This is a genomic window from Micromonospora lutea (assembly GCF_016863535.1).
Lineage (GTDB): Bacteria > Actinomycetota > Actinomycetes > Mycobacteriales > Micromonosporaceae > Micromonospora > Micromonospora lutea.
Map to the genome: position 1 here is coordinate 26,500 of NZ_BOPB01000004.1, position 13,033 is coordinate 39,532.

A 13,033-nucleotide genomic window follows, 5' to 3' on the forward strand; every position below is an offset into this window, starting at 1 on the left:
CTTCGTCGCTGTTTCCTATTAGTGACGAAGGTTACGGTCATATTTTTATTGCGGTCAATATTACCGATGTGCAGATTTGTTGCAGTAAATTCCGTCGGGTGGCATCGTCCCGACGTGTGTTCGTCGGGAAACGGCTGCTCATCGCATTGTCTCCGATCCTGTGTGGACCGGGCAGTTGCAGTTGTTTGCGGCGACGCCTCCTATTCTTGCCCCACCAGATCGGTACGCCAAGGGGCAATCGCCCACGGCACACCGAGTTCCGACGGCAGTCGACCCTCCTCGGCCACGCGATGTAGCACCTCATTGACGCCGCGCACCCGCAACACCCGCTGCGGACCGGCACCGACGGTGTCCACCAGCTCACCGTCGAGCAGCGTCGGCGTGGGTGCCGCCTGCAGGGCGGTCAGCACGGCGGTGAACGGTGCGGTCCGGGCCAGTGGCGCGATCAGGGAAACCCGTGGATCGGCCCGGTGATCCAGCAGGTTCTCCAGCAGGCCACGCCGGCCGGGCACCGCGGCGGCGGTGCCCTCGCCGGGCAGTAGCAGCCGGTCGGTCGGGTATTCCAGCACCGCCCGGCCGGCGTCGCCGGTGACGATCACCTCGCCGGCGATGAAATCCTCGCCGGCCAGGGTCACCGCGGCCACGATAGGCGGGCCGTGACGCGGCCGTACCCGCAGCACGGCGGTGTCGTCCACCTCGATCGGCCGCACCCGGTAGCGCTCCACCTCGATGCTGACCGGCTGCACCGGTCCGCCACCGACCGCCTCGGCAACCGCCAGGCACTGCATCACCGCGTGCGCGAGGGGATTGGCGAGCGCGCCGTCGAGCACCGGCCGTCCGTCGAGCAGCCGGCGTCCGGCCCACGGCGCGCGGGCGTAGTAGGCGTCCGGACGTTGCCAGGCGGCCACCGTGGCGATGCCGCTGACCGTACCCACCCGGCCGGCTGACACGGCCGCCGTCAACGCGGTCAGCGCCGCCGAACCGAGCGCCTGGAACCCGACCTGTACGACCCGTCCGGTGGTGGTCAGCGCCCCGGCCAGCTCCTGGTGCTCGGTGGTGGACAGCACCGGCGGCTTTTCCAGCAGCACGTCAGCGCCGGCGGTCACCGCGTCGCGGGCGATCCGCAGATGGGTGTGCGGTGGGGTGCAGATGACCACCACGTCCGGCGTGACGTCGGCGAGCATCGTCCGGTGATCGGTGAACACCGGCACGCCGGCCGGGACCGGAGCGGCCGGTTCCGGCTCGATCGGCGCGGTGTCGACCAGGGCGACCAGCCGCACCTGGCCGGCGTCATGCAGCGGACCGATCACCCGACGGTGCCAGCGCCCGTGCCCGTTCGCCCCCACCAGCGCTATTCGGGGGCTCGTCACACCGCACCGGCCAGGGTGGTGGGTACGCCGTGGCGGTGCAGGTCGGTGAGCCAGGCGACCACGTCGGCGCGGACCTGCTCGTCGGCGGCCACCTCGGGCGGAACGACCTCGTCGAGGCCGAGGATCGCCTCCACCGCCCCCGCCGGGGTCTGCGGCGCGGCGGCCAGGGCGGTGCGGATCACGGCCGCCAACGGGTCGTCCAGCGGCAGGTCGCGGCCGTCGTCGGCGCTGCCCTGGGCGAACCGGATCCAGGCGGCCACGACGAGCGTCGCCCAGCGGGCCGGCCGCCCGGCCGCGCGCAGGTCCGCGATCGTGTGCAGGATCCGCTGCGGCAGCTTCTGCGAACCGTCCATCGCCACCTGCAAGGTACGGTGCCGGATCGCCGGGTTGCCGAAGCGCTCCAGCACCTGCTCCCCGTAGCCGACCACGTCCACCCCCTCGGGCGGCTCGAAGCTGGCGGCCACGTCCTCGGCGATCAGCCGACGCAGCACGGTGTCCAGATGTGGCAACGCGAGGGTTTCCGCGATCGTCTCGCAGCCGGCCAGCGCGCCCAGGTACGCAATCCCCGAGTGCACGCCGTTGAGGGCGCGCAGCTTCAGCCGCTCCCACGGGCCCGCGTCCGCGCAGAGCACCGCCCCGGCGCGGTCCCACGCGGGGCGACCACCAGGAAAGTCGTCCTCGATGACCCACTGGCTGTAGGGCTCGGCCGCCACCGCCGCGAGATCCTCCACACCGAGTGCCCGGTGAGCCGCCGTGAGCGTCTCCGGGGTGCTGGCCGGGACGATCCGGTCCACCATGGTGCCCGGGAAACCGACCTGCGCCTCGACCCAGTCGACCACCCGCCCCGGGACGCCCGCGTACGCCATGCACTGGGTCACCAGGCCGCGCAGCCGACGGCCGTTGGCGGGCAGGTTGTCGCAGCTGACCAGGGCGATCGGCCCGGCGTCGGCGGCGGCGCGGGCCAGCAGACCACGTATCAGCAGCCCCGGCACGGTGGCCGGCGGCCGGTCGGTGGTCAGGTCGGCGACCAGGTCGGCGTCGGGGCGCAGCGTGCCGGCGGCCGGGTCGAGCTGGTACGCCTTCTCGGTCACGGTCAGGGTGACCACCCGGATCGCCGGGTCGGCCAGCACCGCCACCACCGCCTGCGGGTCGGCGGCGGCCAGTCGGACCCCGGCCAGAGACCCGACCACCCGGGTGCGCCGATCGGTGGCGGACAGCGTGCTGACGCTGAACAGGTTGTCCTGGTCGGACAGCGCCGCCACGAGCGCCGCGTTGCGGGGCGCCACGCCGACGACGCCCCAGTCACCGCCGGCCAGAGCGACCGCCTGTTCGGTGTAGACGGCCTGGTGAGCGCGGTGGAACGCGCCCAGCCCCAGGTGCACCATCCCGGCGGGCACGGTGCCCGGGCGGATCAGTGGGCGAGCCTCGGCGGGCAACCGGCGCACCACGCCCAACCCGAGCCGGGAGGCGCCCACGGTCACCGCCACGCCGGGCCGTCCGGGAAGCGGAAGGTGGCGATCGAGGAGGGGTGCATGGTGGCGCTGTAGCCCGGCGCGGTGGGCAGCAGGTAGCGCCCGTCGCGGGTGCGTACCGGGTCGACGAAGTGTTCGTGCAGATGGTCGACGTACTCGATCATCCGTCCCTCCAGACTCGTGCCCACCCGCAGGTAGTCGAAGATGGCCAGGTGCTGCACGTACTCGCAGAGGCCGACACCGCCGGCGTGCGGGCAGATCGGCACGCCGAACTTCGCCGCCATCAGGATCTCGGCGAGCACCTCGTTGACCCCGCCCACCCGACAGGCGTCGATCTGCATCACGCCGATCGCCTCGGCCTGCAGCAGTTGCTTGAAGATGACCTTGTTGGCGGCCACCTCGCCGGTGGCGACCCGGCACCGCCCGCCGGTCAGCTCGCTCATCGCGCGCGCGATCCGGGCGTGGCCGAGGATGTCGTCGGCGTGTGTCGGCTCCTCGATCCAGTACGGGTCCACCTCGGCGAGGGCCGTCATGTTGGTGATCGCCTCGTCGACGTCCCACACCTGGTTGGCGTCCATCATCAGCAGTGCGTCCGGGCCGATCACCGCCCGGATGATCCGGGCCCGCCGCAGGTCGTCGGCGGGCGGCCCGCCGACCTTCATCTTCATTGCCCGCCACCCCTGGGCGTACGCGGCCCGGGTGAGCGCCAGGACCTTGTCGTCCGGGTAGCCGAGCCAGCCCACCGAGGTGGTGTACGACGGGAAACCGTCGCGTTCCAGCAGACCGAGCCGGTCGGTGAGCCCGTCGCGTCCCTTGTCCAGGATCGCGGCGGCCTCCTCGGTGGTGAGCGCGTCGGTGATGTGCGTGAAGTCGACGTTGGCCACCAACTCGTCGGTGGGCAGTTCGGCCAGGTAACGCCACATGGGCTTGCCGGCGAGCTTGGCCCGCAGGTCCCACACGGCGTTGACCAGCGCGCCGGTGGCCATGTGGATGACCCCCTTCTCCGGCCCCAGCCAGCGCAACTGCACGTCGGCGGCGAGCGAGCGCCAGAACGCCACCGGCTCGGCGGTGATCTCCTCGACCCTGCGGCCCACCACGTGGTGGCGCAGGGCGCGGACCGCCGCGCAGGTGATCTCGTTGCCGCGGCCGTTGGTGAAGGTGAACCCGGCGCCGGTCGGTCCGCCGTCGGTGCTCAACTCCACGTAGGTGGCCGAGTAGTCACCACGGTTGATCGCGTCGGAGCCGTCACCACTGGCGGCGGTGGGGAACCGTACATCGTGCACGGTGACCTCGGTGATGGTGGTCATGATTCCTCCCCGAACTTGAATACCCGCTTCGGTAGCCGGTACGCGAGATCGACCATGGTCTCGGCGGCCTCGTCCAGGGGCAGTCGGTGCTCGGCGACCAGCCGGGCCAGGAAGCCGGCGTCGATGCGACGGGCCACGTCGTGACGGACCGGGATTGAGCAGAAGGCCCGGGTGTCGTCGACGAACCCGGCGGTGTTGTAGAAGCCGGCGGTCTCGGTCACCGACTCGCGGAAGCGGCGCAGCACCTCGGGGGAGTCCAGGAACCACCAGGGGGCGCCGAGCAGCAGGGCGGCGTACCCACCGGCCAGCGGCGCCAGCTCCCGGGTGAAGGTGTCCTCGTCGAGGGTGTACAGCACCACCCGCAGCCGAGGGTCGTTACCGTACGCGTCCAACAGCGGGCCGAGTGCGTGCACATACTCGGTGACCTGCGGAATGTCGCCGCCCACGTCGCGGCCGTGCCGGGCGTGCAACCACCGGTTGTGATTGCGCACCGCTCCCGGGTGCAGCTGCATGACCAGGCCGTCGTCGAGCGACATCCGGGCGAACTCCAGCAGCATGTGCGCCCGGAACGCCTCCGCGTCGCCCGGTTCGGCCGTGCCCCGCCGCGCCCGGTCGAACAGCGTCGCCGCGTCGGCACCGAGGTCGAGGGTCAGGGCGGTGGGGTGGCCGTGGTCGGAGGAGGTGGCACCGGCGGCGATGAAGGCGGCCCGGCGCGCCCGCAGGGCGGCCAGATAGCCGGGATACGTCCCGGTGTCCTCGCCGGTGATCTCACCGAGCCGGTCGACGCTAGTCGACCAGCCCTCGAAGTCCAGGTCGACCACGTTGTCGGGGCGGAAGGTGGTGACCACCCGCCCACCCGGGCCGCCCCAGCCGTCGGCGGCGAGTTTGGCGTGCCGGCCCAGGTCGTCCAGGGGTGACTCGGTGGTGGCGAGCACCTCGATGTTGAACCGCTCGAACAGCGCCCGGGGCCGGAAGCCGGGCTCGGCGAGCCGGGCCGCGAGGGCGTCGTAGACCTCGTCGGCGGTGCCCGGGGTGAGCCGGGTGTGGACGCCGAAGACCTCGGTGAAGGTCTGCTCCAGCCACAGCCGCGACGGGGTGCCCCGGAACAGGTGCCAGTGGTCGGCGAAACGTCGCCAGATTCGCCGCCCGTCGGTCTCCACCGGGCTGCCGTCCCGGCTGGGTACCCCCAGCTCGCCGGGAGGGATGCCCTGGCTGAGCAGCATCCGGGTCACGTAGTGGTCGGGCACGATGAGCAACTGCGACGGGTCGGGGAACGGCTGGTCCTCGGCCAGCAGTGTCGGGTCGACGTGCCCGTGCGGGGAGATGATGGGCAACTGCGCCACCTGCGCGTACAGCTCCCGGGCCAGTGCGCGTTGGCCGGGCTCGGCGGGGAGGAGCAGGTCGGGTCTGGTCGAGGTGGGCACGGGTAGCGGCTCCTGTGGTCGAGTCAGTCGAGGGTGAGCAGGTCGGCGACCCGCACGGGGGCGCCGGTGTCGAAGGACCGGTTGGCGGCCAGGCCGGTGAGCAGGGCCAGGGCTCCGTCGCGGGCGCTGGCCGCGCGGTGCAGCGGATCGGGTACGCCACCGAAGAGCACCTGGGTCATCCGGGCGTCCGCCCCGCCGTGCCCGTGGCGGGTGTACCCGTCGACCTCGATGCGTTGCGGTGGCGACCAGAAGGGGCGCAGGGTCAACGTGGCGGCGCCACCCTCCTCGGCGGCCTGGTCGCCGTGCAGGGCGGCGCCCTTGAGCGCGCCGGCGGCGGCCGGGCTGACGAACTCGCTCTCGGTGACCTCCAGTTCGAGGCGGCCACGGCTGCCGTTGATCATCACCCGGTAGCCTTCCCAGGGCGCGTACGCGGTGAGGTGGTAGGTCATCGTGGCCCCGGTGGAGTAGGTGGCCAGCACCGCCATGTCGTCCTCGATGCTGACCCCGGGGGCGAAGACGTTGCGGTCCCGGTGGTACCCGTCCTCGGTTTCGGCGTCGAGGTACAACTCGCGCAGCCGGGGGTGCTCGGCCAGCCGCAACGCGAACGGGTCGTCCTCGGCGGCCGGCGAGGCGTGGGCGCGGTCGTAGTCACGGGCGTAGCCGTGGCGTCGACCGGCGTCACCGTAGAAGAACAGCCGCCCGGCGGCGTACACCTGCACGGGTGTGGCGTCCAGCCACCAGTTGACCAGGTCGAAGTGGTGGCTGGCCTTGTGCACCATGAGGCCGCCGGAGTTGGCCTTGTCGCGGTGCCAGCGACGGAAGTAGTCGGCCCCGTGGCGTACGTCGAGCAGCCACTCGAAGTGCACCGAACCGATCTCGCCGACCGCGCCGTCGGCCAGGAGCCGACGCAGTTGCTCGTGCAGCGGGTTGTAGCGGTAGTTGAAGGCCACGGTCACCTGCCGCCCGGTACGCCGTACCGCGTCGAGGATGCGCTGACAGCGCGGCGCGTCGGTGGTCATCGGTTTCTCGGTGACCACGTCGCAACCGGCCTCCAGGGCGGCCACCACGTACTCGTCGTGGGTGACGTCCACAGAGGTCACCAGCACCACGTCGACGCGCTCCTTGGCCAGCATCGCGGCGAAGTCGTCCGCGTGGTACGTCGGCACGGGCCGGTGGCCCAGCTCGCCGAGCCACCGGTTGTGGGCGTCCATCCGGGCCTGGTTGACGTCGGCGAAGGCGACCAGCTCGGCGGTGTCGGGGTGGTCGCGCACCAGCGCCCGGACGAACATCTCGGCGCGGGCGCCGGTGCCGACCACGGCATGCCGGGACCGTCTGCCAGGTTGCGATGACACTGACCGATCCTCCTCGATCTATCTGCAAACCTTTGCATTGAAGTAATCACGGTCGATTGGTCCACGTCAACGATGGCCTAGAAATCGGCGGCCTTTGCCCCGTTTAGGTGGCTTAACTGTGCCTGGCAAGTGGACTGTCGAAACACAGCTGTAACCATCCACCGTTGACACTGGAGCAACCGTTTGCATTAATTGGCGGCACCGTGACCGCCGACACATCGACGAAGGGGGCCTGGATGCCAGTCACCATCAGGGATGTCGCACGGGCCTCCGGTGTGCACATCTCCACCGTCTCCCGCACCTTCTCAGCGCCCCACCTGGTGAATCCGGAGACCCGGGTACGAGTGCTCGCGTGCGCCGAGGATCTGGGCTACCGACCCAACCGCGCCGCCCGCGCACTGATCACCGGCCGTACCCACAACATCGGGCTGATCATCGCGGACATCGCCAACCCCTTCTTCCCACCACTGATCAAGGCGGCGGAGAGCCAGGCCCGTCACCGCGACTACCACGTCTTCGTGGCCGACACCAACGAGGACGCCGCCGCCGAGGAGGAGCTGGTCCACGCGTTGGCCAAGCAGGTCGACGGGGTGCTGCTCTGCAGCCCTCGGATGAGCAACAGCCTGATCGAGCAGCTCAGCCGGGAGGTGCCCCTGGTGGTGGTGAACCGGCAACTGGCCGGGCTGCCGTGCGTCCTGATGGACGTCGGGCAGGGCGCCCGCTCGGCCATCGAGCACCTCGCCAGGCTGGGCCACCGGGAGATGGCGCTGCTCGGCGGACCGCGTGGCTCGTGGACCAGCCGAGAGATCCGGCGAGCGGCCAACGCCGCCGCCCGGACCGCCGGCGCGGACCTGACGGTCATCGGCCCCAACCCGCCCACCGAGGCCGGCGGGCTCGCCCAGGCGGAGCAGGTCCGCCGGGCCGGTGTCACCGCCGTGCTCGCCTACAACGACCTGATGGCGATCGGCCTCTTGGAGGGGCTCGACGCACTCGGGGTCGGGGTACCTCAGGAGATCAGTGTCGTCGGTGTCGACGACATCTCCCTGAGCCGACTCACCCGCCCCAAGTTGACGACGGTGGCCACGCCAACCGCGGCTGCCGGCCGGACGGCCGTCGACATGTTGCTGCAACAGGAGACCGATGTCCCGCGTACCGCGCGGGGCGGCGGTGCCACCGTGGCTGTCGGCGTCCGTCGCACCACCGCACAGGTAATGCTCCAGACCGAGTTGGTCATCCGCGACTCCACCGGGCCGGGCCCCTACGCCGGTCGGGAACGTCCCGGAGCCGCTGCCGCTGGCCCGGGCCCGCATCGCCGTGCGGACCCGGGCAACCCGATCGTGGCCGCCGGTGACGTCGTCGCCTCCTAACGCCAAGGAGTTGAGCGCACATGCACCCCGCAACGCACCCCACCGCCAGCGCGCCAGACGGGCGCACCTACCGTACCCCCCTGCTACGCCGCCGGTTGCTGCGCGGCATGCTCGCCGCGGTCCTTACTCTGCCGCTGGTCGGCATGGCGGCGGCCTGCGGCGACGACGCCGGATCCGACGGCAAGACCAAGATCTCCATCTTCTGGTGGGGCGGCGACGCCCGCGCCCAGCTCACCGCGCAGGCCCTCGACCTTTACACGAAGAAGAACCCGGACGTCACGTTCGAGACGGTCTGGCAGGCCAACCAGGGCTACTTCGACAAGCTGGCCACCCTCACCGCCGGTGGTAACCCGCCGGACATCTTCCAGATCGACGACAACTACCTGACCGAGTACGCGGCCCGCAACGCGACCCTGGACCTGAAGAAGTACCAGGACTCCGGTGACCTCGACACCAGCAAGTTCCCGCCCAGCCTGCTCCAGTACGGCGTGGTCGACGGGAAGCTAGCCGGGCTGGCCGCCGGGGAGAACACCCAGGGCCTGGTCTACAACAAGACGCTGCTGACCAAGAACGGCCTGCCCGAGCCAACCACCGGGATGAGCTGGGAGGAGCACATCGCCTGGGCCGAGCAGGTCAGCAAGAAGACCGGGGTGCCCGGCACGATGGACGCGAGCGCCATCGACAAGGCCTTCTGGGTGTGGCTGCGCCAGCAGGGCAAGGATCTGTACTCCGGCAACGACCTCGGCTTCACCGTCGAGGACGTGACCAGGTGGTTCGAGCTGTGGAAGGACGCCCGCGACCGGGGTGCGACCCCGACGCCCGACGTGATCCACGAGGGCAACGCCACCGACATCACCAAGCAACTGGTGGTCACCGGTAAGGCCGGCACCTCCTGGGTGTGGGTGAACCAGATGCCGGAGCTGAAGAAGAACACCGCCGACGAGTTGGGCGTCATCGCCTACCCGGGTGACCCGAGCGCGCAGTGGGCCCGAGCCTCGATGTACTGGTCGATCTTCCGAGGCAGCAAGAACGCCGACCTCGCGGCTGATGTGATCAACTTCCTGGTCAACGACCCGGAGGCGGTCAAGCTGCTCGGCACCGACCGGGGTCTGCCGTCCAACCTGGACCTGCGCCGGGTGGTCAGCGACGACACCACCGACGAGGCGATGAAGCAGTCCATCGCCGTCGAGACCGAGCTGGCCGAGACGTTCGGCGACGCGCCCCAGGTGCCGATCAAGGGTCACAGCAAGGTGCGGGCCGAGCTGATCAAGGCCGCCGAGAATGCCCAGTACGGCCGGGTGACCCCCGCCGAGGCCGCCGCCCAGTTCGTCGAGGCCTGCAAGGCGGCAATCGCCTCCTGACCCGTCGCACCACCCGGAGAGGAGCAGCTCGTGGCCCTGACCACGGCGCCCGACCCGACCCGACGCGGCACCGGATCCGTCCGGCCCGACGCCAACCGGCGCGGGACCGGACGGATCCGGCACGGAGAAGGTCTGGCCGGATACGTGTTTCTGTCGCCCTGGCTCGTCGGCCTGATGGGCATCACGGCGATACCCATGCTGTTGTCGCTGTACCTCAGCTTCACCAACTACGACATCCTCACCCCGTTGTCCGAGGTGGAGTGGATCGGTCTGGCCAACTACGAGCGGATGTTCACCAGCGACCCCTCGTGGTGGCACTCGGTACGGGTGACACTCAGCTTCGCCCTGATCGCCGTACCGCTGAAACTGGCCGCGGCACTCGGGGTCGCCCTGCTGCTCAACCGGGCCTGGCGCGGCGTCGGCCTGTTCCGTGGACTGTTCTACCTGCCGTCGCTGCTCGGCGGCAGCGTCGCCCTGGCCATCGTCTGGGTCAACATGTTCAACCGGGAGGGCGCGTTCAACTCGTTCCTCGCCCTCTTCGGCATCCAGGGCAAGCCCTGGGTCAACGACCCGGACTGGGCGCTGGAGACGCTGATGGTGCTGGCCATCTGGCAGTTCGGCGCACCGATGGTGATCTTCCTGGCCGGGCTCAAGCAGGTGCCGACTGAGCTGTACGAGGCCGCATCGGTCGACGGGGCCGGCAGGTTCCGGCAATTCGTCAACGTGACCCTGCCGATGCTCTCCCCGGTGATCTTCTTCAACCTGGTGCTGGAGACCATCAACGGCTTCCAGGGCTTCACCGCCGCGTTCGTGCTCAGCAACGGCACCGGCGGGCCGGTCGACTCGACCCTGATGTACACACTCAACCTCTACATCACCGGCTTCACCGACCTGGAGATGGGCTACGCCTCGGCGATGGCCTGGGTGTTCCTGATCGCCATCGCGATCATCACCGCGATCTTCTTCAGCACCGGCCGGTTCTGGGTGCACTACTCCGACGGGGAGGACCGCTGATGGTGGCCACCGCTGCCGCCCCGCCCATGGCGACCGGCCCGCAACGCCCCCGCCACCGGTCCTGGATCCGGTTGGTCGTCCTGCTGGCCATCGTCGCGGTCGTGCTCTACCCGTTGTTCTGGATGATCGGCGCCTCCGTCAAGTCGCAGGAGGAGATCGTCAACAACATCGGTCTGCTGCCCCGGAACTTCACCCCGGGCAACTACGCCGACGGGTGGACCAACTTCGACGTCAGTTTCGCCCGCTTCTTCCTCAACAGCGCCATGGTCAGCCTGCTCACCCTGGTCGGTAACGCGGTGAGCTGCCTGCTGGCCGCGTACGCCTTCGCCCGGCTGAAGTTCCGGTTACGCGGACTGTGGTTCGCCGTCATGATCGGCACCCTGCTGCTACCCGGGCACGTGCTGATCGTCCCGCAGTACATCCTCTTCCGCACCCTGGGCCTGGTCGGCGGGGAATGGCCGTACCTGCCGCTGTTGATCCCGCAGTTCCTGGCCACCGAGGCGTTCTTCGTGTTCCTCATGGTGCAGTTCATGCGCGGCATCCCCCGCGAGCTGGACGAGGCGGCCCGGATCGACGGCGCGAACGCCTTCGGCATCTTCCGGCACGTGATCCTGCCGCTGAGCCGGCCCGCCCTGGTCACCACCGCGATCTTCTCGTTCATCTGGACCTGGAACGACTTCTTCCGGCAGCTGGTCTTCCTGTCCAACCTGAGCGACTACACGGTTCCGGTGGCGCTGACCCTGTTCATCGACTCGACCAGCCAGAGCGCGGTCGGGCCGATGTTCGCCATGGCGGTGCTGTCCCTACTGCCGGTCTTCCTGTTCTTCGTCGCCTTCCAGCGGATGCTCGTCGAGGGGATCAACACCAGTGGACTCAAGGGCTGACCGCAGACGTGACTGGCGGGACACCGTCAGCGACGCCGCCGACCTCGCGTTGCTGGGCATCCTGACCGTGCTCGCCGCAGCACCGGTGCTGACCGCCGGTGCGGCCGTCGGCACCGCCAGCGCGGCCGTGCACGACTGGCTCACCACCGGCAGTTGGCCGCCGGCACGACGTACGCTGTCGCGCTTCGGCCGGGCGCTGCTGCCGGGCGTACCGGCGGTCCTGATCGGGTTGGCCGCCGCCGGGTTGCTCGTCGCGGACCTGGCCGCGTTGGCCACCGGCCGGGTCCCGGGGGGCACGGTGGCGCTGGTCCTCACCATCGTCGTCGTGACGGCCCTGCTCGGCTACGCCGCCGCGATCGTGGTCGAGGTGGGGCGCACCGGCGGCACCGGCTGGCGGTCGGCGGTCATCCGGGCCGCCCGCGGTTGCCTCGACCACCCCGCGAACTGCGCCGCGCTGGCCGGCACCAGCACGGTCGCCGTGCTGGTCGGGGCGCTGGTCACCCCGGTCGCGGTGCCGATCCTCGCCGGGTACGCGCTGGCGGCTCTGCACGCCGTCGCCCGCCGCCGGCCGGTCGCTCGGGTGGAGCTGTCGTGACCGCCGAGACCGATCCTGCTGTCCCGGCCGCTGGCGCCGGGCAAATCGCCGACGAGGAACTGCTCGTCGCGGGCACGCCGGTCGCCCGATATGTGCTCGATCCCGACCTGGACGTCCGGCACGGGCCTCGGCCGTACCTGCATCCGGTCCGCACCCTGGCCGGCACCGTGGTCACCGACGCGCTCCCCGCAGACCACGTCTGGCATCTCGGCGCGTCTCTGGCCGTGCAGGACGTCGACGGTACCAACCTGTGGGGCGGGCGGACGTACGTGCGGGACACCGGGTACACCTGGCGCGCCGATCACGGCCGCATCGTGCACACCGGCTGGGAGCACCGGTCGGACGAGCGGCTCGACCACCGGTTGCACTGGTGCGACCCGTCCGGCGAGGTGCTGCTCACCGAGCGGCGCGCGCTGGCCGCCTCGGCGGTACCGGGGCACGGCGGCGCCTGGCGGCTGGAGGTGAGCAGCACGCTCACCGCTCCCGCCGCCCGGGACATCGTGCTCGGCAGCCCGGCCACCAACGGTCGCCCGGGCGGGGCCGGCTACGGCGGGTTCTTCTGGCGGGCGGTGGCCGCCGAGCCACCCGAGGTGTTCACCGCCCGGCTGGTCGGCGAGGAGCAGGTCAACGGGTGCGCGGAACCGTGGGTGGCGATGCGGGCGCGGGCACCGGAGGGCGGGGCGTACACCCTGGTCTTCGGTGGTCTCGGCGACCGTGACCGCTGGTTTGTCCGGACCGCCATGTACCCGGGGATCTGCGTGGCCTTCGCCTTCGAGCAGACCCTGACCATTGCGGCCGGAACGAGCCGGACGGGCCGCTACCGGGTGCTGGTCGCCGACGGCCTGCTCGACCAACGCACCACGGCGGCTCTCGCGACTGCCTGCTGA

11 protein-coding genes are annotated in these 13,033 nt (G+C 70.6%); 6 read left to right on the plus strand and 5 right to left on the minus strand.

The window, feature by feature from the left end; translation table 11 throughout:
- Positions 1-200: 200 nt before the first annotated feature.
- From Vlu01_RS04940 to Vlu01_RS04960, 5 genes are read right to left on the minus strand one after another with little or no spacing between them, the layout of a single operon-like run.
- The gene (locus Vlu01_RS04940) at positions 201-1,370 is read right to left on the minus strand and encodes a Gfo/Idh/MocA family protein (protein WP_203994588.1); all 1,170 of its coding nucleotides are present in this window, start codon (positions 1,368-1,370) and stop codon (positions 201-203) included.
- Positions 1,367-2,857, minus strand: coding sequence for a mannitol dehydrogenase family protein (locus tag Vlu01_RS04945; RefSeq protein WP_203994589.1), 1,491 nt, complete (start codon positions 2,855-2,857; stop codon positions 1,367-1,369). Before Vlu01_RS04945 ends, Vlu01_RS04940 begins: the two co-directional genes overlap by 4 nt.
- Positions 2,848-4,149 (minus strand): enolase C-terminal domain-like protein, encoded by a 1,302-nt coding sequence (locus Vlu01_RS04950; protein ID WP_203994590.1) that lies wholly within the window; start codon positions 4,147-4,149, stop codon positions 2,848-2,850. The genes Vlu01_RS04945 and Vlu01_RS04950 overlap by 10 nt, the downstream gene beginning before the upstream one ends.
- Positions 4,146-5,573: a glucuronate isomerase gene (uxaC, locus tag Vlu01_RS04955; RefSeq protein WP_203994601.1), complete on the minus strand. Its 1,428-nt coding sequence runs from the start codon at positions 5,571-5,573 to the stop codon at positions 4,146-4,148. The genes Vlu01_RS04950 and uxaC overlap by 4 nt, the downstream gene beginning before the upstream one ends.
- A 23-nt stretch (positions 5,574-5,596) precedes the next feature.
- Entirely contained in the window at positions 5,597-6,925 is a 1,329-nt protein-coding gene (locus tag Vlu01_RS04960) for a Gfo/Idh/MocA family protein (protein WP_203994610.1), read from the minus strand.
- A gap of 236 nt (positions 6,926-7,161) precedes the next feature.
- Here Vlu01_RS04960 and Vlu01_RS04965 point away from each other — a divergent pair, with 236 nt between their 5' ends.
- Genes Vlu01_RS04965 through Vlu01_RS04990 form a run of 6 tightly spaced genes read left to right on the plus strand, consistent with a single transcriptional unit; the run spans position 7,162 to position 13,033 of the window.
- Positions 7,162-8,292 (plus strand): LacI family DNA-binding transcriptional regulator, encoded by a 1,131-nt coding sequence (locus Vlu01_RS04965; protein ID WP_203994612.1) that lies wholly within the window; start codon positions 7,162-7,164, stop codon positions 8,290-8,292.
- A gap of 20 nt (positions 8,293-8,312) precedes the next feature.
- A complete protein-coding gene (locus Vlu01_RS04970; protein ID WP_203994620.1) occupies positions 8,313-9,653 on the plus strand; it encodes an ABC transporter substrate-binding protein in 1,341 nt (446 codons plus the stop codon).
- 30 nt (positions 9,654-9,683) lie between these two features.
- On the plus strand, positions 9,684-10,667 hold the full coding sequence (locus tag Vlu01_RS04975) for a carbohydrate ABC transporter permease (protein ID WP_203994621.1): 984 nt from the start codon (positions 9,684-9,686) through the stop codon (positions 10,665-10,667).
- On the plus strand, positions 10,667-11,551 hold the full coding sequence (locus Vlu01_RS04980) for a carbohydrate ABC transporter permease (RefSeq protein WP_203994622.1): 885 nt from the start codon (positions 10,667-10,669) through the stop codon (positions 11,549-11,551). The genes Vlu01_RS04975 and Vlu01_RS04980 overlap by 1 nt, the downstream gene beginning before the upstream one ends.
- On the plus strand, positions 11,535-12,146 hold the full coding sequence (locus Vlu01_RS04985) for a hypothetical protein (RefSeq protein WP_203994623.1): 612 nt from the start codon (positions 11,535-11,537) through the stop codon (positions 12,144-12,146). The genes Vlu01_RS04980 and Vlu01_RS04985 overlap by 17 nt, the downstream gene beginning before the upstream one ends.
- Positions 12,143-13,033, plus strand: a complete 891-nt coding sequence (locus Vlu01_RS04990) for a DUF6807 domain-containing protein (RefSeq protein ID WP_203994625.1) — start codon at positions 12,143-12,145, stop codon at positions 13,031-13,033. The genes Vlu01_RS04985 and Vlu01_RS04990 overlap by 4 nt, the downstream gene beginning before the upstream one ends.

Excerpts from the sequence above, each read along its gene's own strand:
- Vlu01_RS04965 (WP_203994612.1), top strand. The coding sequence starts at position 7,162 with ATGCCAGTCACCATCAGGGATGTCGCACGGGCCTCCGGTGTGCACATC.
- Vlu01_RS04970 (WP_203994620.1), top strand. The coding sequence starts at position 8,313 with ATGCACCCCGCAACGCACCCCACCGCCAGCGCGCCAGACGGGCGCACC.
- Vlu01_RS04950 (WP_203994590.1), bottom strand. The coding sequence starts at position 4,149 with ATGACCACCATCACCGAGGTCACCGTGCACGATGTACGGTTCCCCACC.
- Vlu01_RS04980 (WP_203994622.1), top strand. The coding sequence starts at position 10,667 with ATGGTGGCCACCGCTGCCGCCCCGCCCATGGCGACCGGCCCGCAACGC.